Source organism: Azospirillum palustre, assembly GCF_002573965.1.
GTDB lineage: Bacteria > Pseudomonadota > Alphaproteobacteria > Azospirillales > Azospirillaceae > Azospirillum > Azospirillum palustre.
The window spans coordinates 84,351-102,347 of record NZ_PDKW01000037.1; the positions used below are offsets into that span (position 1 = coordinate 84,351).

The 17,997-nt window shown below is 68.6% G+C and carries 18 protein-coding genes and 1 pseudogene; 5 read left to right on the plus strand and 14 right to left on the minus strand.

Annotated features, from left to right (window positions below; all coding sequences use genetic code 11):
• The first annotated feature begins 141 nt into the window (after positions 1-141).
• The 3 genes from CRT60_RS02280 to CRT60_RS02290 all read left to right on the plus strand — a co-directional run bounded on the left by CRT60_RS02280 (position 142) and on the right by CRT60_RS02290 (position 3,568).
• Positions 142-1,536, plus strand: coding sequence for an MFS transporter (locus CRT60_RS02280; protein ID WP_098734840.1), 1,395 nt, complete (start codon positions 142-144; stop codon positions 1,534-1,536).
• 108 nt (positions 1,537-1,644) lie between these two features.
• Entirely contained in the window at positions 1,645-2,631 is a 987-nt protein-coding gene (locus tag CRT60_RS02285; RefSeq protein ID WP_098734841.1) for a DUF4862 family protein, read from the plus strand.
• Between the two features lie 40 nt (positions 2,632-2,671).
• Complete coding sequence (locus CRT60_RS02290) at positions 2,672-3,568, plus strand: LysR family transcriptional regulator (RefSeq protein ID WP_098734842.1); 897 nt, start codon at positions 2,672-2,674, stop codon at positions 3,566-3,568.
• Between the two features lie 53 nt (positions 3,569-3,621).
• On the opposite strand, the gene CRT60_RS02295 is transcribed toward CRT60_RS02290, so the two are convergent.
• Positions 3,622-4,947 carry an NAD(P)/FAD-dependent oxidoreductase gene (locus tag CRT60_RS02295; protein WP_098734843.1) on the minus strand — a complete coding sequence of 442 codons (1,326 nt, stop codon included), beginning with the start codon at positions 4,945-4,947 and terminating at the stop codon, positions 3,622-3,624.
• Positions 4,948-5,186: 239 nt separating this feature from the next.
• On the opposite strand from CRT60_RS02295, the gene CRT60_RS02300 reads away from it, so the two are divergent.
• A complete protein-coding gene (locus tag CRT60_RS02300; RefSeq protein WP_098734844.1) occupies positions 5,187-5,663 on the plus strand; it encodes an Lrp/AsnC family transcriptional regulator in 477 nt (158 codons plus the stop codon).
• A 75-nt stretch (positions 5,664-5,738) separates the two neighbouring features.
• On the opposite strand, the gene hpaE is transcribed toward CRT60_RS02300, so the two are convergent.
• Entirely contained in the window at positions 5,739-7,262 is a 1,524-nt protein-coding gene (gene hpaE / locus CRT60_RS02305) for a 5-carboxymethyl-2-hydroxymuconate semialdehyde dehydrogenase (protein ID WP_098734845.1), read from the minus strand.
• Positions 7,263-7,569: 307 nt separating this feature from the next.
• Between hpaE and hpaR the strand changes: the two genes are divergently transcribed.
• Positions 7,570-8,019: a homoprotocatechuate degradation operon regulator HpaR gene (gene hpaR, locus CRT60_RS02310; protein WP_098734846.1), complete on the plus strand. Its 450-nt coding sequence runs from the start codon at positions 7,570-7,572 to the stop codon at positions 8,017-8,019.
• 84 nt (positions 8,020-8,103) lie between these two features.
• On the opposite strand, the pseudogene CRT60_RS02315 reads toward hpaR, so the two are convergent.
• From CRT60_RS02315 to CRT60_RS02370, 12 genes and pseudogenes are all read right to left on the minus strand, one after another.
• Positions 8,104-8,370 (minus strand): annotated as a pseudogene (locus CRT60_RS02315) (aldehyde dehydrogenase family protein); the annotation flags it as partial.
• A 45-nt stretch (positions 8,371-8,415) separates the two neighbouring features.
• Complete coding sequence (hpaI, locus tag CRT60_RS02320; RefSeq protein WP_098734848.1) at positions 8,416-9,228, minus strand: 4-hydroxy-2-oxoheptanedioate aldolase; 813 nt, start codon at positions 9,226-9,228, stop codon at positions 8,416-8,418.
• A gap of 19 nt (positions 9,229-9,247) precedes the next feature.
• On the minus strand, positions 9,248-10,051 hold the full coding sequence (hpaH, locus tag CRT60_RS02325; protein WP_098734849.1) for a 2-oxo-hept-4-ene-1,7-dioate hydratase: 804 nt from the start codon (positions 10,049-10,051) through the stop codon (positions 9,248-9,250).
• Between the two features lie 15 nt (positions 10,052-10,066).
• Positions 10,067-10,456 carry a 5-carboxymethyl-2-hydroxymuconate Delta-isomerase gene (locus tag CRT60_RS02330; protein ID WP_098734850.1) on the minus strand — a complete coding sequence of 130 codons (390 nt, stop codon included), beginning with the start codon at positions 10,454-10,456 and terminating at the stop codon, positions 10,067-10,069.
• 16 nt (positions 10,457-10,472) lie between these two features.
• Positions 10,473-11,321, minus strand: coding sequence for a 3,4-dihydroxyphenylacetate 2,3-dioxygenase (gene hpaD, locus CRT60_RS02335; RefSeq protein WP_098734851.1), 849 nt, complete (start codon positions 11,319-11,321; stop codon positions 10,473-10,475).
• A gap of 59 nt (positions 11,322-11,380) precedes the next feature.
• Positions 11,381-12,121, minus strand: coding sequence for a fumarylacetoacetate hydrolase family protein (locus CRT60_RS02340; RefSeq protein WP_098734852.1), 741 nt, complete (start codon positions 12,119-12,121; stop codon positions 11,381-11,383).
• Positions 12,118-12,780 carry a fumarylacetoacetate hydrolase family protein gene (locus tag CRT60_RS02345; RefSeq protein ID WP_098734853.1) on the minus strand — a complete coding sequence of 221 codons (663 nt, stop codon included), beginning with the start codon at positions 12,778-12,780 and terminating at the stop codon, positions 12,118-12,120. Before CRT60_RS02345 ends, CRT60_RS02340 begins: the two co-directional genes overlap by 4 nt.
• A 4-nt stretch (positions 12,781-12,784) precedes the next feature.
• Positions 12,785-14,116, minus strand: a complete 1,332-nt coding sequence (locus CRT60_RS02350; protein WP_098734854.1) for a TRAP transporter large permease — start codon at positions 14,114-14,116, stop codon at positions 12,785-12,787.
• Positions 14,113-14,664 carry a TRAP transporter small permease gene (locus CRT60_RS02355; protein ID WP_098734855.1) on the minus strand — a complete coding sequence of 184 codons (552 nt, stop codon included), beginning with the start codon at positions 14,662-14,664 and terminating at the stop codon, positions 14,113-14,115. The genes CRT60_RS02350 and CRT60_RS02355 overlap by 4 nt, the downstream gene beginning before the upstream one ends.
• A 24-nt stretch (positions 14,665-14,688) precedes the next feature.
• Entirely contained in the window at positions 14,689-15,723 is a 1,035-nt protein-coding gene (locus tag CRT60_RS02360) for a TRAP transporter substrate-binding protein (RefSeq protein ID WP_098734856.1), read from the minus strand.
• Between the two features lie 171 nt (positions 15,724-15,894).
• Positions 15,895-16,887 (minus strand): 2-dehydropantoate 2-reductase, encoded by a 993-nt coding sequence (locus CRT60_RS02365; RefSeq protein WP_204561611.1) that lies wholly within the window; start codon positions 16,885-16,887, stop codon positions 15,895-15,897.
• 26 nt (positions 16,888-16,913) lie between these two features.
• On the minus strand, positions 16,914-17,978 hold the full coding sequence (locus CRT60_RS02370) for a helix-turn-helix transcriptional regulator (RefSeq protein WP_098734857.1): 1,065 nt from the start codon (positions 17,976-17,978) through the stop codon (positions 16,914-16,916).
• Positions 17,979-17,997: the final 19 nt, after the last annotated feature.

Consider the following 17,997-nt stretch of genomic DNA (forward strand, 5'->3'; position numbering starts at 1 on the left):
TCGCTGGCGCCATACCGGCCGGCTTGGCCATCGCCGGCACCCTCACGATCGCGCCCCTCATCGCGCGACCCCTCGTCGCGCGGTTCTGGCCGCGCACGCCTATTGCTCCACCGCTGCGGTGGTTGATGAAGGAAGCAGGACATGTCTCAGATATCCAGCTCCATCGCGGAAACCGAACGGATCGCCCAGGCAGAGGCCGCTGCCCCTGCTGACGCCAAGAATGTGCGCCGCGCTGCGCTGGCGGGGCTCATCGGCACGATGCTCGAGAATTACGATTTCGTGATCTACGGCACCGCGTCGGCCTTGATCTTCAGCAAGCTGTTCTTCCCGACGATCTCCCCGGCGGCCGGCATCATCGCCGCCTTCGGCGCCTATGCCATCGGTTTCCTCGCCCGGCCGCTCGGCGGCCTCTTCTTCTCGCATTACGGCGAGAAGTTCGGCCGCAAATGGGTGCTGGTCACCACCCTGTTCCTGATGGGCGGGGCGACCTTCGCCATCGGCTGCCTGCCGACCTACGAGACGGCGGGCGTCTGGGCGCCGCTGCTGCTGGTGCTCTGCCGCTTCTTCCAGGGCTTCGGCGCGGGCGCCGAGCAGTCGGGCGGCGCCACTCTGCTGACCGAAACGGCCCCGCTGGGCCAGCGCGGCCGGCTGTCGTCGCTGATCATGGTGGGTGCCGCCTTCGGCACCGCATTGGGAGCCATCGCCTGGATCGGCGCGCAGCAGCTTCCCAATGAAGCGCTGATGAGCTGGGGCTGGCGCGCGATCTTCTGGAGCAGCATCGTCGTCACCATCGCCGCCTTCGTCATCCGGCTGAAGCTGTCCGAAAGCCCGGTGTTCCTCGAACTCAAGAAGAAGGTGGACGTCAAGAACCAGGCTCCGCTCCGCGTCGTCGCGAAGCATGGCAAGAAGAACGTCATCAAGGTCATCCTGATGAACTGGGGCGTATCCACCCAGTCCTACACCTATCAGGTCTTCATGATCTCCTACCTGATCAATGTGGTGGGGGTCGATACGCACTTTGTTCCGCCGGTCCAGCTTGCCGCCGCCATCGCCGCCTCCTTCGCCGCCTTCCTGACCGGCAGCCTGTCCGACCGTTTCGGACGCCGGCGGATGACGCTGGTGCTGACCGGAATCCTCGTCGTCACGCCGTTCCTGGTCTTCCCCGGCCTCAACACCGGCTCGCCGGTCCTGATCACCGCCATCATCGTGTTCGGTTACATGGTCGCCGCCCAGGGCGTGACCGGGGTGCACATGAGCTTCTTCCCCGAGATCTTCGGCAGCCGCTACCGCTATGCCGGCGTGACTTTGGGCCGGGAGTTCTCGTCGATCATCGGCGGCGGCATCGCCCCGCTGCTGTGCGCCTCGCTGCTGGCCTGGTGCGGCAATTCCTGGGTTCCGGTCGCGATCTACATGGCCGTCACCATGCTGGTGTCGTTCCTGGCCACCTATTCGCTGCCTGAAACCCTCGACCGTGACCTTAACACGCCGACGGATGCCGAATGGGGCGAAGCCCGGTCTTCCGCCGGCCGCGCCTGACCGCCAGCCGCGCCTGAGCCCTGCGACGGCCGGTATGGGGGGCGCAATCCGGGATTTCGCCCCCCGCACCCGTGAAAAACTGCCCGCAAGAGAGAAGAGGCGACAGCCATGACCACCGAGCATCGTTCCAAGCCCCTCCGCGTCGTCGGCGCCTATGCCGCCCAGCCGGATGAGGCCCATGAGCGCAGGGCGTTTCTGGAGGAGGTCCTCTCTCTTCCCGGTGTCGACGGCCTGGAGATTTCCTGGGGCGCGCCCGGCTGGGAGCAGGATGCCCCGCTTCTGGCCGAGCTGCTCGGCAATTGGGGAGGTCGGGGAGGGCATGTGCTGACCCTGATCGGGGCTGCGGCGACGATGGCGGCCAAGGCTCCGTCCGTCGGCTTGGCCTCTCCCGACCCCGATGGACGCGAGCGGGCGGTCCGACTGGTCGCATCGGCCCGCGAGGCCGCCCTGGACTGTCTGGCGCGCGGGCAGCGCATCGTCGCCGTCGAGCTTCAGTCGTTTCCGACGCTGGCGCCGGCCGATGCCGGGCCGGGCGGCGAGGCGCTGGAGCGGTCGCTGTGCGAGATTCTGGCGTGGGACTGGGGCGGCATCGCCGTCATCCTCGAACATTGCGACGCCCGCTCCGCGACCTTGCCGTGGCAGAAGGGCCTGCTTTCCCTCGACATCGAGATCCAGGCCGTTGCGGCTGCTGCTGCAAAGTCGCCGACACCCACGGGAATGGCGGTGAACTGGGGCCGCTCGGCCATCGAGGAGCGGGACGCGACGGCGCCCGAACGGCATGTGCAGCGCCTGCGCTCCGCCGGCTTGCTGCGCGGCGTGATGGTCTCCGGCGCGACGGATCGCGATGGCGCTTACGGCATGGCCTGGAGCGACGTGCATCCGCCGCTCCGCGAGCAGATGCCCGATTCTGTCATGGACCGCTTCAAGGTGGCGGCGACGCTCGAAGCCGCCGGCAGCGGCCTGCTCTATGACGGCGTCAAGGTCGCGGTGCGGCCGCCGCAAACCACCGTGAAGGACCGCATCGCCGCAATCCGCGGCACGCTCGCCGCCCTCGATGGCACGTCGCCCTTACCGCTCGACCCTCGGGCTCGTTGATCGCTATAGTCGGCCGATCAACAGAGCCCAAGGATCGTGAATGCAAGCCCGCCAGTTGGAAGTCTTCTGCATGCTGATGCGCTGTGGAACGGTGACCGGGGCGGCGGGGATGCTGAACATTTCCCAGCCGGCCTTGAGCCAGATCCTGCTGCATGCCGAAGATCAGCTGGGGTTCAAGCTGTTCGACCGGGTGCGCGGGCGTCTGGTGCCGACCCAGGAGGCCAACGAGCTTTATCCGGAGGCCGAGCGGATCTTCTCGGAACTGGGGGCGTTGCGCCGGCGAACGGTCGACATGCGTCACGGCCGCACCGGTCTGGTCCGTCTCGCCGCCTCCGCTCCGCCCTCCATGTCCATCGTTCCCAAGGCGTTGACGGCCTTCCGCGAGGCGCACCCCGACATCGTCGTGCGGTCCCTGGTCGCGCCGATCGGCAACATCCGCGACATGCTGCGCAGCGGCGATGTTCTGCTGGGGGTGGCGATGAACGCCATGCCCCATCCCGACCTCGATGTCGAAACGGTCGGTCACGCCGAACTGGTCTGCCTGATGCCCGAGGGGCACCGGCTGGCCGGACGGGCCGAACTGGGTTTCGCCGATCTGGCGGAGGAGACGCTGATCTCCTACCGCGTCGACACGCTGCCCGGCCGGCTGCTGGCCGGAGCGCTGGAGGCCGAGGGCGGCGTCTATGCCCCGGCGGTGGAAATCGACCTGTCGATCACAGCACTGCCCTTCGTGCGCGAGGGCATCGGCGTGGCGGTGGTGGACGGGCTTCTGCCATGGAGCCAGTTTTCCGGCATCGTGCAGCGGCCCTTCCGCCCGAGCATCCAGGTGCCCATCGCCATCCTGACCAGCAAGGAGCGCCCGCTGTCCGGCAGCCATGCCCTGATGCGCGACTGCATTCGCCAGGCCGCCCGCGCCCTTGAGCCGGGCCGCTCCTGAATTTTCCGGCCTGACGGCTCCTCGGGCTTTTGGCCGGGCGGCCCTGCTGCCGGTCAGAAATCGGCGACCTTGCCGGCGGAAAAGCCGGCGAAGCGGTCGGGGTGATAGGGCTTGGGATCGACAATCGGCGGCTGATCGGTGATGAGGTCGGCGATCAGGTGCCCGGCGCCGGGGCCGATGCCGAAGCCATGGCCGCTGAAGCCGGCGGCCATGATCAGGCCGGGCAGGCTGCCGACCTCGCCGATGGCCGGAACGCCGTCGGGCGTGCTGTCGATGTAGCCGGCCCAGGCGGCGGTGATCGGCGCGCCCTTCAGGCCGGGCAGCAGCGCCGTTGCCCGCTCGTGGGTGAGGCGGATGGTGCTGCGGTCCGGACTGGGGTCCAGCACCCGCACCCGCTCCATCGGCGTCGGGCGGTCGAGCCGCCAGCGCCGCAGCGTCTCGTGGCCGGAGCGCATCCCCTCCGTCCCGCCGGGCATCAGGCTTCGCCACCGCCGGGCGAACATCGGCATGAATTGCGGCGCGAAGCGGATCTGCTGGAGCGTCGGGTCGACGCGCCCGCGTCCGCTGATGGCCAGCGTGTGCCCGCCGTCGCCGCGCCGGGTGATCGACACGGCGGCGGTGTGCAGGGCGTCCGGCAGGCCGGACGGGCTGGGACCGACCGACAGGATCGACGAGCGGATAGAGGCCAGCGGGAACCGCACGCCCATCTGATGGCAGAAGGAGGACGCCCAGGCTCCGCCCGCCAGAACCGCCAGCGTCGTGCGGATGGTTCCCTTCTCGGTCACGACGCCGCAGACCCGTCCGCCGGCGGTTTCCAACCCGCGCGCGGCGCAGCCCTGATGCACCGTGCCGCCCAGTTTCATGATCGCCTTTGCCACCGCCGGTGCCGCGCGGGCCGGGTCGGCGATGCCGTCCGACGGCGAGAAGACGCCGCCCTTCCAGGGCTTTCCGGTCGCCCGGCCGCGCTCGGCGGCCTCGGCGGCGGACAGCATGTGGGTGGTGACGCCGACCGTCCGGGCGAAATCGCGCCAGCGCGCCCAGCCTGCCAATTCCCCGTCGTCATTGCTGAGATAGAGCAGGCCGCAGCGGGAAAAGCCGGTATCTTCTCCGCTCTCCACGGCGAAGCGCTCCCACAAATCCAGGCTCTTGGTTGCCATCGGCAGTTCGCGGGCGTCGCGGTTCTGCTGCCGGCACCAGCCCCAGTTGCGGCTGGACTGTTCCGCCCCAACCTGTCCCTTTTCCACCAGCGCCACCGACAGCCCGCGCCGGGCCAGGAAATAGGCCGCCCAGACACCGACGATGCCGCCGCCGATCACGACGGCATCCGCTTGTTCGGGCAGGTTCGGGGAGGACGGGATGGTTTGCAGCGGGGCGGGCATGGCGCGGGTCTCCGATTTCGGCGTGACACCATCTAGCCATGGCGCGCGGATCGGCGGGCGCTGCTTTGGGCGACTGAACGGCATTATCTTCTGTCGATGACGGAATGCCCGATGCTTTGTTCTGCCGGAAGAAAGCCACTCGGCCGTCGACAGGCGGGCTGTGCGTGCTAAGCTTCCCCGGTATAGCCGGCAGAATTATCTGCTGCCGTTATTCCGCCCTCGAACCGGATGGGTTCCCCATGAAGCTGGACCGCATCGACATCAAGATTCTGCATCAGCTCCAGAAGAACGGCCGGATCACCAACGTCGAGTTGGCCGAACTGGTGAATCTGTCGCCCAGCCCCTGCCTGATGCGGGTCAAGAAGCTCCAGGCGGAAGGCTACATCGAAGGCTACACGGCGCAGATCAATGTCAGCAAACTGGGCCAGACCCTGACCGTCTTCACCGAGGTGACGCTGAAGAACCACCGGCAGGTCGATTTCGCCCGCTTCCTGGCCGCGGTCAAGAAGATCGAACAGCTGCTGGAATGCCATCTGGTGTCCGGCGGCTACGACTACATGCTGAAGTTCGTCACCTCCGGCATCGGTGAATATCAGGAGATCATGGAAAAGCTGACCGACATGGACATCGGCATCGACAAATATTTCAGCTATGTCGTGCTGAAGTCGCCGATCGTGCGCGCCCACATGCCGCTGACGACGCTGTTCCAGATGTGATAGCGCGCGGAGGGCGGTGCGACGGAGGGATCGTCCGCCGCATCGCCCCGGCTTTCAACGCGCGAACGCGATGACTCAGGCGCCGAGCTTCGGCACCGTGTGCGTGTCGAGCGCCACGCAGATGTTCTTCGTCTCCATGTAGAAATCGAAGCTGTAGTCGCCGCCGTCACGGCCGATGCCGCTGGCCTTCATGCCGCCGAAGGGGGTGGGGAGGTGGCGGTTGTTCTCCGAATTGATCCACACCATGCCGGCATCGAGCTTCAGCGCCACGCGGTTGGCCCGGCTGACGTCGCGGGTCCAGACATAGCCGGCCAGCCCATAAGCGACGTCGTTGGCCACCGCGACCGCCTCCGCCTCGTCCTTGAAGGGAATCGCGGTCAGGACAGGCCCGAAGATTTCCTCCTGGGCGATGCGCATGCGGTTGTTCGCGCCGGTGAACAGCGTCGGACGGACGTAGTTGCCGCCGCTGCCCGCCTCTCCGGCGCGGACGCCGCCGACCTTGACCGTCGCGCCGTCTGCCTGCGCGATGGCGCAATAGCCCAGAACCTTGTTCAGATGGCGCTCGTGCACCAGCGGGCCGACCTCGGTGGCGGGATCCAGCGGGTGGCCGACGCGGATGCGGGCGACGCGCTCCGCCAGCCGCTCGACGAAGGCGTCATGGATGCCGCTCTGCACCAGCAGGCGCGAGGACGAGGTGCAGCGCTGGCCGTTCAGGCTGTAGATCATGAACACAACGGCGTCCAGCGCCCGGTCCAGATCGGCGTCGTCGAACACGACGACCGGATTCTTGCCGCCCAGCTCGAAATGCACGCGCTTCAGCGTCGGGGCGCCCTGGGCCATGATGTGGCTGCCGGTGGTCGATTCACCGACGAAGGCCACCGCCTTGATCGCCGGATGCTCGGTCAGCAGCTTGCCGGCCTCCTCGCCCAGGCCGTTGACCAGATTGGCGACGCCGGCCGGCACGCCGGCTTCGGCCATGATCTCGGCCAGCAGCATGGCGGTCAGCGGGCTCCACTCCGCCGGCTTGTGGACCACCGTGCAGCCGGCGGCCAGCGCCGGGGCGATCTTCCAGGTCGACAGCATGAAGGGCGTGTTCCAGGGCGTGATGACCGCCACCGGTCCCAGCGCTTGGCGGATGGTGAAGTTCAGATGGTCCTTGGCCGGCAGCGACAGGCCGTTGGCGGCATCCGGCGCCCGGTCGGCGAAGAAGCGGAAATTCTCCGCCGCGCGTTCGGCGGCCTTGCTCATGAAACGGATCGGCTGGCCGCTGTCCAGGCTTTCCAGCACGGCGATCTCCTCCGCCCGCGCCAGGATGCCGTCGGCTACCCGGTGCAGGATGCGCTTGCGCTCGGTGCCCGGCAGGGCGGCCCAGGCGGGGAAGGCGCGCTGCGCCGCGGTCGCGGCGGCATCGACGTCGGCGGCGTTGCCGGCATGGACCCGGTTGATGATCCCGCCGTCGATGGGGGACAGATTGTCGAACAGCCGCTCCGACTGGCCGGGCACCTCCCGCCCGTCGATGAAATGGCCGAGCGGACGATCCCGGAACCGGGTCAGGAGCCGTTCCGCGGTTGCGAGATTCGTTTCGAAAGCGGATGCCATGGCGTTTCACTCCAGGTTTTGGTTGGCGCTTGTTGGGTGGTGCTATGCGGGGCCGGGATATGGCGGGCCGGGGTGCCGCGGGCAGCGCGCCCGGCGGAGAACTTGATTTGTTAATATTTAACATGTTATATAAATCGCGCTGCGGTGCTGTCAAGCGCTTTCCCTGCGCAGGGCCGCCGCGTTATGGTGCGGGAAACCTCCAGACATGCGTCTACTCTTTCCAGATGAGGCCGGAGCCTTGGGCAGACCTTCCAGAAAAGCCGTGGCGGCAGAACCCACAGGGGTAACCGGGCAGTCCGCTGGCGAGATGCGGGCCTTCCGCCGGTCCCTGCCGATGGCGCTGCTGAAGGCGCGCGAGGCGGTGATGGCGCGCTTCCGTCCGCTGCTGCACGAACATGACCTGACCGAACAGCAGTGGCGGGTGCTGCGCGCCCTGACCACGGCGGACGAGTTCCGTGCCGGCGAGCTGGCGCGGGTCAGCAGCATCAGCATGCCCAGCCTGTCGCGCATCCTGCGCACGCTGGAAAAGCGCGGGCTGATCCAGCGCGGGATCGAGGACAAGGATTTGCGGGCGGCCCAGATCTCGATCACGCCGTCCGGCCGCGACATGATCGCGCTGATCGCTCCCCACAGCGAACGGCGCTATGCCGAGATCACCGCGGCCTTCGGTGCCGACCGGCTGGCGACGCTGTACGGGCTGCTCGACGAGCTCGCCGATTGCCTGGGCGGTTCGGACGGCGGCGACGAGGAGGAGTAGGTCAGGGCTCCGAAGTCAGGTTAAGAAGGGCGCCTATGAGCCCTCTCCCCCCTGGGGAGAGAGGGCTTTACATCGCGCACGTCCTTACGGTCCCCCCATGCACAGATATTTGATCTCCACGTAATCCTCGATGCCGTAGCGGGAGCCTTCGCGGCCGAAGCCGGATTGCTTCACCCCGCCGAACGGCGTCACCGCGGTGGAGATCAGGCCGGTGTTGATGCCGACCATCCCGTATTCCAGCGCTTCGCCGACGCGCCAGACGCGGGCGTGGTCGCGGATGAACAGATAGGCGGCGAGGCCGTAGTCGCTGTCGTTGGCGAGACGCACGGCCTCGGCTTCGCGGGTGAAGCGTCGGTCAAGTCGATCATCGATGGATATCCTGCGGGGCGGGGGCGGTCAGTAGCCGCCGGGTGCCGAAGCGGTGGTCGTCGGTTCGGAGAGCGGCTGCCGGAAGCGGGCGGCCAGGTCGGCGGCGGCGCGGGCGAACAGGGTGGTGTCCACCCCGACCCCGACGAACAGGGCGCCGGCCGCCAGATAGGCGCGGGCCAGCGTCTCGTCGGTCGCCAGCACGCCGGCGGCCTTGCCCGCCTTGCGGGTGCGAGCGATGCCGTCCTCGATGGCCGCGCGCACGGTCGGATGTCCCGGCTGGCCGCGCAGGCCGAGCGACGCCGACAGGTCGGCCGGGCCGAAGAAGACGCCGTCCACCCCGTCCACCGCGGCGATGGCGTCGAGATTGTCCAGGCCGCGGGCGGACTCCACCTGCACCAGCAGGCAGATCTCGCCGTCGGCCTCGTCCAGATAGCCGCCGATGCGGTTCCAGCGCGAGGCGCGGGCCAGCGCGCTGCCCACCCCGCGGATGCCGCCGGGCGGATAGCGGGTGGCGGCGACCAGCGCCGCCGCCTGCTCCGCCGTCTCCACCATCGGCACCAGCAGGGTCTGGGCGCCGAGGTCGAGCATCTGCTTGATGATCGCCGCGTCGCCGACCACCGGGCGGACGATGGGATGGCTGGGATAGGCGGCGATGGCCTGGAGCTGGGCCAGGATGCCGCGCAGGTCGTTCGGGGCATGCTCGCCGTCGATCAGCAGCCAGTCGAAACCGGCCCCGGCCGCGATCTCCGCGCAGTAGGCGTCGGCCAGCCCGAGCCACAGGCCGAACTGCGGCCGGCCCGCCGCCAGCGCCCGCTTGAACGTGTTTTCCGGGTTCTTCATCGAAGCCCTCCTTGAATCTCTACACGAAGCGCAGCGCGATGGAGCCGAAGGGGCCGTAATCGGCATGGACCGTGTCGCCGGCCTTGACCGGCACCGGGCGGGTGAAGGACCCGGCGAGCACGACCTGCCCCGGCTCCAGCGCCACGCCATGCGGTGCGAAGCGGCGGGCGAGCCAGCAGATGCCGTTGGCCGGGTGGTTCAGCACGCCGGCCGCGACGCCGGTCTCCTCGATCACGCCGTTGCGGTAGAGCAGGGCGGCGGCCCAGCGCAGGTCGGTGTCCAGCGGCCGCATCGGTCGGCCGCCCATGACGATGCCGGCATTCGCCGCATTGTCGGAGATGGTGTCCATCACCTTGCGCGGGCGCTTGCTGTCGGGATCGATGCGGTGGCAGCGGGCGTCGATGATCTCCAGCGCCGGAACGACATAGTCGGTGGCCGACATCACGTCGAACAGGGTGACGTTCGGACCCTCCAGCCGCGATTTCAGGATGAAGGCCAGCTCGACCTCCACCATCGGGGCGATGAAGCGGTCGATGGCGATGTCGCCGCCATCGGGGAACAGCATGTCGTCGAGCAGGGTGCCGTAATCCGGCTCGTCGATCTGCGAGGATTGCTGCATCGCCCGGCTGGTCAGGCCGATCTTGTGGCCGATGACCTTGCGCCCCCCGGCGATCTTCGCCTCCACCCAGAAGCGCTGGATGGCATAGGCGTCCTCGATGGTGATCTCGGGGTGGTCGAGGGAAATCTGGCGGGTCTGGACGCGGGTCTTCTCCGCCTCGTGCAGGCGCGCGGCGGCGGCCCGGACGGAATCGGAACTGAGCATGGGAAATGCCTCGTCTCAAGCGGCCTTGTAGCGGCCGTGGATGTTGTTCTGCTTCCAGGTGCCGGCCTCGCTGAATTCCTGGATGTCCAGCGACAGGGCGAGGAAGCGGCTGGCGAAGAGCGCGGTGAAATGCTCCCGGACCATGGCGAACAGATCGTCGCCGGTCTTCGTCTTTTGCTCCGCACTGCGGCCGGCGCCGATCTTCAGCGTCAGGTGGACGAAGGCGTCGTCGGCCGTGCCGTCCGCCACGCAGAAATCGTCCAGCCGGATGGCGCGGGAGCGGATGCCGCCGGTGGGAAAGACGCCGCCCTGGGCGATCAGCACAGCGTTGGCCTTGCGCAGCAGCGCCGGGATGTCGGCTTGTTCGCCGAGGTTGCCGGTATATTCGACGGTCAGATGCGGCATGGTCGATTCTCCCGCCTCAGACCGAGAAGACGGCGTTGATCTGGCCGGTGCCGGAGGACGCGAAATAGGGCGTGACGATGTCGACGCTGCCCTCGTAGCGGTCCCAGCCCAGCGCGCCGAACAGCATGGCGGTGTCGTGCATGTAGCCCTCGCCCCAGCATTTCTCGGCATACATCGGCAGCATGGCGGTGAAGGTCGCCCACTCGCCGCGCTGCCACAGATCGACGACGCGCAAATCGACCTGCTCCAGGAAGGGGTCCCACATCTTGTGCAGGTACTGCTCCGACACGCCGTTCTGGGCGAAGCGGTGGGACAGCGAGCCGCTGGCGAGGATGGCGACGGTGCCGTCATACTCCTCCTCGATGGCGCGGCGGACGGCACGGCCCAGCGTGGCGCTGTCCTTCAGGTCGTGGACGGTGCAGAGCGAGGAGACCGACACCACCTTGAAGCGGCGGTCCTCGTTCATGTAGCGCATTGGCACCAGCGTGCCGTATTCCAGCGTCAGCGAGGTTTCCGAATGCGCCCGGGTGTTCACCCCGGCCGCCGTCGCCTTGTTGGCGAGCAGGTGGCCGAGCGCCGGATTGCCGTCATAGGCGTAGGGCAGGTTCTTGATGAAGTGCGGCAGCTCGTTGCTGGTGTAGACGCCCTCGAAATGGGCGGCGCAGTTGACGTGATAGCCGGAATTGACCAGCCAGTGAGTGTCGAACACCACGATGGTGTCGACGCCGAGGTCGCGGCAACGCCGGCCGATCTCCCGGTGTCCGGCGATGGCGGCGTCGCGGCATCCCTTGTGCGGGCCGTCCAGCTCCGACAGGTACATGGACGGGACGTGGGTGATCTTGGCTGCGAGTGCGAGTTTGCCCATGCTTTCCTCCGGAATGCGGCCGGTTCGGCCCGGCTTGGCGATGGAAGTCTGAAAAACCGTCAACCGGCGACGATGTGGTTGACGAGGCTGCCGATGCCCTCGATCTCGGTCGTGACGGTGTCGCCCGGCACGACGTCCGCCAGCCCTTCCGGGGTTCCGGTCAGGATGACGTCGCCCGGCGACAGGGTCATGATCGACGACAGGTACGCGATCAGGTGCGGCACATCGAAGATCATGTCGCGCGTGCTGCCCTCCTGCGTCACCCGGCCGTTGACCAGCGTGCGCAGCGAGAGGTTCATCGGATCGGGCACGTCCGCCGCGTCCACCAGCCAGGGGCCGAGCGGCGTGCAGCCGTCGCGGTTCTTCACCCGCAGGTTCGGGCGGTAGTAGTTTTCCAGATAGTCGCGGATGGCATAGTCGTTGGCCACGCTGTAGCCGGCGACCACCTCATAGGCGCGGTCGCGCGGCACGTCGCGGGCGGTTCGGCCGATCACCACCGCCAACTCGCATTCGTAGTGCATGAAGGTGGCGTCGGCCGGGCGCCGGGTGCTGGCGCGATGTCCGGCGATGGTGTTCGGCCCCTTCAGGAAGACCAGCGGCGTTTCCGGCGCCTTGAAGGCCAGTTCCTTCGCGTGGTCGGCATAGTTGAGGCCGAGCGCGAAGACGGTGCGCGGCTCCACCGGCGGCAGCCAATCGACCGCTTCGGGGGCAATCAAGCGACCGTCGGACAGCCGCAGCAGCCCCTCTTCCTCGACGGCCGCATGGACGGTGCCGTCCAGCAGGATGCGGGCGCGCTTCATGGCGTTTCTCCTTCCGCCGCGGCGTCTTCGATGGCGATGTCCAGGGGGGCGAAGCCGTCGATCTCCAGCCGGACGCGGTCGCCGGCCCCGGCCTGCGGCCCGTTCAGCGCGATGCCCAGATGCAGGATATCGCCGGCCCGAAGGGTCATGAAGCCGGTCACCTCGGCCAGCAGCCGGGCCGGCGGGCGGACCAGATCGGACAGGCTGCGCTCCGCCACCACGGTGCCGTTGACCAGCGTGCGCAGGGTCAGCGCCTCCAGCCCCGCCACCGCCGCGTAGGGCAGCGTCCCGCCCATCGGGCAGGAGCCGTCGAAGCAGCGTTCGCGCACCGGCGGCCGGTAGACCGACGGGTTGGGCAGGCTGACGTCCAGGATCGGGCGCAGCCCGGCGACCGCGTCCATCGCCGTGGCCTCGTCCAGGGCGGTGGCGTCGCGGCCGATGACGAGGCCCAGCGTCGCCGCCACCTCCACCCGCTCCGCCCCGCGCGGCAGCCGCACCGCGGCGCCGGCATGGGTATTGTAGGGTTTGATGTAGAGGATCGGCGCCTTCGGCGGCGCGTTATAGGGCGGCTGCGACAGGGCCGGGCCGAGGCGGTCCAGGGTGGGGCGGTCGTTCAGGATCACGCCGTAGACCATCCCCTGCGGGGACGAGGTTTGCATGGTGTCAGCCTCCGAAGGCGTGGACGAGCCACAGGCAGATGCCCGGCACGAAGACGATCAGCAGGATGCGCAGCAGGTCGGATGCCAGGAAGGGCATGACGCCCCAGGCGGTTTCGCGCATCGGCACGCCGCGCGCCAGCCGGTTGATGACGTAGAGGTTCATGCCGACCGGCGGATGGACGAGGCCGATCTCCACCACCATCAGGGCCAGGATGCCGAACCAGACCGACTTGTCGGTGGCGTCCATGCCGAAGAAGTCGAGGCCCATCACCACCGGGTAGAAGATCGGGATGGTCAGCAGGATCATCGCCAGCGAGTCCATCACGCATCCCAGCAGGATGTAGATGCCGATGATGCTGAACAGGACCAGCATCGGCGGCATGCCGCTGTCGCGCACCCAGGCGGCCAGCTCCACCGGCATCTGCGACACCGCCAGCGCCGAGTTCAGCAGGTCGGCGCCGATCAGCACGACGAAGATCATCGCGGTCGCCTGGGCGGTGCCGTGGATGCTGGCGACCAGCTGCGGCCAGCGCATGCCGCCGGAGGCGAAGGCGATCAGGCCGCAGGCGGCGGCGCCGATGGAGGCGGCCTCCGTCGGGTTTGCCCAGCCGTCATAGATGCCGACGATCACCACCAGGAAGACCAGCAGCACCGGCAGCACGCCGAGCTGGGCACGCAGCCGCTCCGACCAGGGCAGCGGGGCGCTGGCCGGGCCGGCGGCCGGGTTGCGCCGCACGATCAGCGCGATCACCGCGACGTAGCCGAGTGCTGCGATGACGCCGGGGATCACCGCGGCGACGAACAGTTTGCCGATGGATTCCTGCGTCAGCACCGCATAGACGACCAGCGGCACCGAGGGTGGGATCAGGATGCCCAGCGTCCCGCTGGCCGCCAGCGTTCCGGTCGCCAGCCGTCCGGAATAGCCGCGCGCCTGCAATTCCGGCAGCGCCACCTGGCCCATGGTGGCCGCGGTCGCCAGCGACGATCCGCAGATGGCACCGAAGGCGGCGCAGGCGGCGGTGGAGGCCATCGCCAGACCGCCGCGCCAATGGCCGATCAAGGCGCCGGCGGCGCGGAACAGCGCCTTCGACAGCCCGCCATGGGTGGCGAACTGGCCCATCAGCAGGAACAGCGGGATGACCGACAGGTCGTAGTTCGACAGCCGGGCGAAGGCGAGGTTGTTGAGGGTGAACAGCAGGGCGGCGGTCTGGCCGTCGTCGATGGTCAGGTAGATGGCGCCGCCGGCGATGAACATCGCCACGCCGATATGGACGCGCAGCGCCAGCATGCCCATCAGCCCGGCGAAGCCGGCAAGTCCGATCGCGGTCCCGCTCATCGTGCCACCTCCGCCGTGCCGGCCGTCTGTCGTTCGTTGGATGTCAGGTCGCGCCAGCCGCGGGTCAGCGCGCACAGCGCCGTCAGGGCGAGGCTGGGCAGCATGGCGAGCATCGGCATCCAGACCGGCAGGCCCAGGAGCGGCGTCACCTCTCCCGCCTCGCGGATGTCGATCACCTGGAGACCGGTGCGCCAGACCAGCAGCAAAGCCAGCGCGCCGAGCAGCAGGTCGGCCACCGCGTCGAGCAGCCGGCGCATCCAGGCCGGGGCGGTTTCGGTGAAGAAATCGACGCGCAGATTCTCGCCCAGGATGGTGCAGAGCGGCAGGAAGGCGCAGGCCGCCACGGCGGTGCCGACCTGCATCAGCTCCACGTCGCCGGTGATCGGCAGGTTGGCCAGCTTGCGTCCGAAGATGGACAGCAGCGACATGCCGATCAGTGCGATGAAGATGCCACCGCCGGCCAGGGCGAAGCCTTTCGCCGCAAGCAGCAGGGCACGCTCGCCCGCGCTCCTTGGCCGGAAGTCCGGGCTTCCGATGGGTTCATGCATGATGAAGGGTCTCCGCGAGGGGGATCAGCGGGCGGCGAGCGCGCGGGCGTCGGTCACCAGGGCGGCGCCGTCGATGCCGCGCTTGGCGATGTCCTGGCGCCATTCGGCTTCGACCGGCGCCGCGGCGGCGCGCATCGCCTCGTAATCCGCGGGATCCTGGTTCTGGATGGTGCCGCCGTCCCTGGCGACCAGGGTGCGGGTGTCGGCGGTCACACGGTCCCAGACCTGCCCGAAGCTCTCGACCAGCGCCGGGCCGCTGTTGCGGTCGATCACCGCCTTCAGGTCGGCCGGCAGCGACTGGTAGCGCTCCTTGTTCATCAGCAGCGTCAGGACCGTGGTGGAGTAGTAGGGCTGGCCGGCCGGCGGCTGGGTGTGGAACTTCGTCACTTCCTGCAGCTTGGTCGGCGTCACCACCTCCCAGGCACCCATGGCGCCGTCGACGATCCCCTTGGAGATCGCTTCGGTCACCTGGGCGGGCGGCATGTTGACGGGGGTGGCGCCCAGCGCGGTCAACAGCTTGGAGACCATGCGGGTGGAGGCCCGCAGCTTCTGCCCTTTCAGGCTGTCCACCGCGGCGATGGGCTTGCCGGCGGTGTGGAAGGCGACGCCGCCATCGACATGGACCGCCAGCACCTTGTAGGCGGCGAACTCCTCCACCGCGTGGCGCTGGTAGAAGTCCCAGGCCGCCCGGCTGCCCGACAGCCCGTCGCGCACGACGAAGGGCAGCTCCATCGTCTCGATGACCGGGAAGCGGCCGGCCGAATAGCCGGGGGCGGTCCAGACGATGTCGGCGACGCCGTTCTTCGCCAGATCGACCAGCTGCGCCGGCGTGCCGCCGAGCTGCATCGCCGGATAGAACTGGCAGGCGATGCGTCCGCCCGACTGTTCGCCCAGGGCCTTGCACCAGGGCTCCATCACCTGCTTTTGCGCCGGCGCGCCCGGCGGCAGGAAATGCGTGATCTTCAGCGAAACGCCGTCCGCGGCGGCGGCAGGGTTGGAGACGGCAAGCGGCAGCAGCGTGGCCAGGGCGAGCGCCGCCGGCCGGATCGTTTTCAGCATGGGGTTTCCTCCACCGATGCGCGGGGGACTGGGCGGACCGAAGGGTCAGCCCGTCCTCTTGTCGGCGCGTTGTTCATTGATGGTGTGTGATGCTGTTAACGAGTTAAACATTAACATGTTAAACAGTCAAGCGCGTTGTGCGTGGCTTGGGCGCGCTGCCGTCGCGGATGGTCAGTCCATTGCCGGGTAAAGACCGCGGGTGTCCGCCATCAGCCGCGTCAGGCCGAGAAGGGCGTCGAGGTTGGGGGTCGCCTGTCCCAGCCGCCCGGCGATCTCCTTCACCGCCCCCAGCAGCGCGTCGGTCTCCAGCGGCTTGCCGGCTTCGGCATCCTGGAGCATCGACGTCTTGAAGGCGCCGAGCCGGCGGGTCACCGCATTGCGGTCCTCGCCGCTCTGCTCGATCGGGCAACCGATCAGGCGCCCCAGCTCGGCGGCCTCCGCCATCACCGACAGGCAGAAGCCGCTGACGAGAGGATCGTCGAGAATCCGGTCGCAGGTGGCGCCGGTCAGCGCCGACACCGGATTCATCGTCATGTTGCCCCACAGCTTGTACCAGATCTCGGTCTGGATCCGCGGGGAGGACAGGATCTCGAACCCCGCCGCGGTCAGGAGATCCGCCAGCCTGCCGAGGCGGGCCGACGGGCTGCCGTCCGGTTTGCCGACGATCAGCCGGTTGCCGAAGCCGTGGCGCACCAGACCCGGTTCGGCAACCGAGCAGGTGGCATGGACGACGCAGCCGACGACGGCCTTATCCGGGATGGCGGCGGCGATCCGCCGGCCGGGATCGACGCTGTCCAGCTGCATCCCGGCGAGCGGTCCGCCGAAGCGGTGGAAGAACCACCAGGGCACGCCGTTCATCGCCGGTAGAACGATGGTCTGCGGCCCGATCAGCGGCGTCAGCGACGGGGCGAGGCCGGGCAGCGACTGCCCCTTCACGGCGATGACGACGAGATCCTGCGGCCCCAGCGCCGTCAGGTCGCCGGCAACCCGGACGGACCCCGCGATCTCCCCGTCCGCGGTGGCGAGCCTCCACGGACCGGCACGGAGCGCGTCGGCGGTGGCTCCGCGCGCCAGGACCGACACGTCGCAGCCGGCCTGGGCCAGACGGATGCCGATGAGGCCGCCGATGGCGCCGGCCCCGATGATGCAGGTCTTCATCGACATCCTGTCTCCACAGTCTATAGGGATGATCAGCGCCGCCGCAGCGTTTCCGACGGCGTTTCGCCATAGCGGCGGCGGTAGTCGCCGGCAAAGCGTCCGAGATTGCCGAAGCCCCAGCGCAGGGCGATGTCGGCCACGCCTCCGGTTTCCGTTCCTTGCAGCAGATCGTCCCGCGCGGCGGCCATGCGGATGTCCCGCAACTGCTGCATGGGGGACTGGTCGCGGAAATTGCGGAAGCCGGCGGTCAGGGTCCGGATGCTGACGCCGGCCGCCTCCGCGATCTCCGCCAGGGTCAGTGGCTCCCCGGCATTGGCGCGCATGAACTCCTCGGCCGCCCGGACATGGCGCGGGGCCGGGGCGGCGGGTGTGCCCGCCATCTGCTCCGCCCCGCTATGCTCATGCCCGGTCAGCAGCATCAGCATCGCGGTCTCCTCCAACTGTCTCCGCAGAAGGTCGGGCACGGCCGGTTGGCCGGCAGCATCGGGGCCGGCAGACGGTGCGGTGCAGGACAGCACCATCCGCACCACCGACTGCCAGCGGGCGTGCATGGCGGTTTCCGGCCGGATGCAGGGTGCGAACTCCAGCGGCCGGGCGGGGGCCTTGCCGGTCAGCCGCTCGTACAGCCCGTCCAGCGCCGCGATCCCGAGGCGGAGATGCAGCCGCTCGCTGTCGGCGCTGAAGCGCTTCCTCACCGGCGATCTTGCGGAATCGACGACCATCAATCCCGGTCCGCCGCTGAAGCTCTGCGCTTGCGTGTCGATCTCGGACCAGCCGCTGACCTGCGTCGTCACCAGGATGAAGCGGCCGGTCGGCACCTGCGACAGTTCCACCCCGGTGTTGAAGCGCAGCAGGGCCATGCTCCCCGACCAGCCGACCCGCAGCCGCATGCGGAAATCGCGCGGCGGCCCGATCACCCGCATCCGGTGCGGGGTGTAGTTGCGGAACAGACGCTCCGAGGCGCAGTCGGGATCGCTGGTGACCCAGTCCCCCGTCTGGTCGCCGGCCTGGGAGGCCAGGGCCCGTTCCGCCTCCAGCCCCAGCAGCCGGGCTTCGGTGGCCGACCGGCTCGTTTCGTCCAGACCGCATCCGTTCATTGTTCGCGAGCCCCTTTGT

Bases quoted from the DNA above. Each gene is read 5' to 3' on its own strand.
- hpaR (WP_098734846.1), top strand. From the start codon at position 7,570: ATGCGGGCCTTCCGCCGGTCCCTGCCGATGGCGCTGCTGAAGGCGCGC.
- CRT60_RS02365 (WP_204561611.1), bottom strand. From the start codon at position 16,887: ATGTCGATGAAGACCTGCATCATCGGGGCCGGCGCCATCGGCGGCCTC.
- CRT60_RS02330 (WP_098734850.1), bottom strand. From the start codon at position 10,456: ATGCCGCATCTGACCGTCGAATATACCGGCAACCTCGGCGAACAAGCC.
- hpaE (WP_098734845.1), bottom strand. From the start codon at position 7,262: ATGGCATCCGCTTTCGAAACGAATCTCGCAACCGCGGAACGGCTCCTG.
- hpaD (WP_098734851.1), bottom strand. From the start codon at position 11,321: ATGGGCAAACTCGCACTCGCAGCCAAGATCACCCACGTCCCGTCCATG.
- CRT60_RS02350 (WP_098734854.1), bottom strand. From the start codon at position 14,116: ATGAGCGGGACCGCGATCGGACTTGCCGGCTTCGCCGGGCTGATGGGC.
- CRT60_RS02360 (WP_098734856.1), bottom strand. From the start codon at position 15,723: ATGCTGAAAACGATCCGGCCGGCGGCGCTCGCCCTGGCCACGCTGCTG.
- CRT60_RS02370 (WP_098734857.1), bottom strand. From the start codon at position 17,978: ATGAACGGATGCGGTCTGGACGAAACGAGCCGGTCGGCCACCGAAGCC.
- CRT60_RS02340 (WP_098734852.1), bottom strand. From the start codon at position 12,121: ATGAAGCGCGCCCGCATCCTGCTGGACGGCACCGTCCATGCGGCCGTC.
- hpaI (WP_098734848.1), bottom strand. From the start codon at position 9,228: ATGAAGAACCCGGAAAACACGTTCAAGCGGGCGCTGGCGGCGGGCCGG.
- CRT60_RS02280 (WP_098734840.1), top strand. From the start codon at position 142: ATGTCTCAGATATCCAGCTCCATCGCGGAAACCGAACGGATCGCCCAG.
- CRT60_RS02300 (WP_098734844.1), top strand. From the start codon at position 5,187: ATGAAGCTGGACCGCATCGACATCAAGATTCTGCATCAGCTCCAGAAG.
- CRT60_RS02295 (WP_098734843.1), bottom strand. From the start codon at position 4,947: ATGCCCGCCCCGCTGCAAACCATCCCGTCCTCCCCGAACCTGCCCGAA.
- CRT60_RS02355 (WP_098734855.1), bottom strand. From the start codon at position 14,664: ATGCATGAACCCATCGGAAGCCCGGACTTCCGGCCAAGGAGCGCGGGC.
- CRT60_RS02345 (WP_098734853.1), bottom strand. From the start codon at position 12,780: ATGCAAACCTCGTCCCCGCAGGGGATGGTCTACGGCGTGATCCTGAAC.
- hpaH (WP_098734849.1), bottom strand. From the start codon at position 10,051: ATGCTCAGTTCCGATTCCGTCCGGGCCGCCGCCGCGCGCCTGCACGAG.
- CRT60_RS02290 (WP_098734842.1), top strand. From the start codon at position 2,672: ATGCAAGCCCGCCAGTTGGAAGTCTTCTGCATGCTGATGCGCTGTGGA.
- CRT60_RS02285 (WP_098734841.1), top strand. From the start codon at position 1,645: ATGACCACCGAGCATCGTTCCAAGCCCCTCCGCGTCGTCGGCGCCTAT.